Raw genomic sequence first — 1604 nt, forward strand, 5'->3', positions numbered from 1 at the left:
GAGATTTACATTGCAACTCATAAACTTCAAGTCTTTCTTAATAAGAAGTATCCAGATAAATTTAAATTAACTATCAATGACGACAACATGTTTGTAGTGTCTTTGGAATTTGTAGCACCCTATGGCTGGTGGAAAGATGCATTTTTTAAAATAACGCTTAATTTTGACAATATTGGCAACAAAATACCAAACGTTTTCATTAAATATGCACCTAAGGTAGCCCACCATTTTACAAATAAACTTTTCTCAACAAAGAGTTATAACTGCTTTTATGGAATCAACTTCGGTGGTTATAAATACTGCTGGTCACACAGCCCCGAAAGTGTACTCTATGGATCAGACAATTTTACCGTAGAAGAACATATTTTGAATATAATCAATTGTTTGACAGCTGACTTCGATATAAGATCAGAAGGAATTCTTTCACATGACTTGCATGCAAGAAGCCCACAGAATGTGATTACAAAAGAAATAATCGACGTAAATGAACGGGTACAAAAAATCAGCAAGTCTGTTTATGTAGAAACGGATCACATTAAGATAGAAGAAAGTGTTCGAGAAAGAATAAAGGAAGGAGAAGATCCATTTTTTGATTATTTGGTAATGGACGATGAGTCCGATGATAAAAACAATATAGAATCAATAAGTACTGATACTTTTATTCCTATCGAAATGCAACCTGAAGCTGAGATTGTAGAATTTGATTATACCTCTATAGGAACTTTTCATGATCTGACCTCTGAAGCCAGGCGAAAATCGGAATTTAAAATACCATTAAATATAGAACCCGTTGTTTATTATAAGAATGAAAAGCTGGATGAGCATAATTTTAAACAGGTTCTGAATAGGATAAGGAAAGGAAATAAAAAAGAAGGAAATATAAAAAACAAACACAAGAAAAGGCATAACATTCTTACGCTGATTGTTAAAGTCCCTGATTATGAAAGGCGAGCGTTTGAAATTGCTGCGGCCCATTCAGATAAATTTTATATTCCAAAGAAGCACTTCCAACTGGCACATTACTTGAAAGCTGACGAAAGCACAGTAGGCAAACCCATAAAATGGGAAATACACATAGTTGAAAATAAGAAATTAGCAAAAGCTAATAATATGGTTTATCAGTATAAACTCATTTTACCTCTAAAAAGACAAAGGACAACAGAACGCTATAGAGGAGGATCTCAGTATGACAATCAAGCTAATATTTGGATACCCACTGTTAGAGAAAATATGTCGGAAGTTGAAAAGAAATTCACTTTAATGTCAATGTATGACTTATCTCGCAATAAATTTAAAATTCCGAATAATCTAAAAAAAAGCCGCTGTTTCAAATCTGGGTAATAACATTATTACCAAATCATTATTAATGCCACAGGACGATAAATGGTTACCAACTCTGAGCCACTTGGATTTATTGCTACAAAGAGTTGAAATGTCGCTCCTTATAAGCCATGAGGACTATTCAACCGCCAAAGAAAATAATGTTTTTTTTGAAAGCGTCATTGAAGGAAATATTGAAAAAAATGTTATCACGGATATGTCATTTTTTATTGGATACCTGGCTCCAAACCTGAGAGTTATATCCACTATGAGCGGTCCAGATA

The 1604-nt window shown here is 33.4% G+C and carries 2 protein-coding genes; both read left to right on the forward strand.

Translation table 11 applies throughout. From position 1 onward, the window contains the following. The coding region (locus tag KDK16_RS05855) for a hypothetical protein (protein ID WP_257275134.1) at nt 1-1341 on the forward strand (1341 nt) is incomplete at its 5' end. Between the two features lie 25 nt (nt 1342-1366). Next, nucleotides 1367-1604 (forward strand): hypothetical protein (locus KDK16_RS05860; protein WP_257275135.1); only part of this gene is annotated, 238 nt, incomplete at its 3' end.

The sequence above is a fragment of the Endozoicomonas sp. SESOKO4 genome (assembly GCF_024606275.1).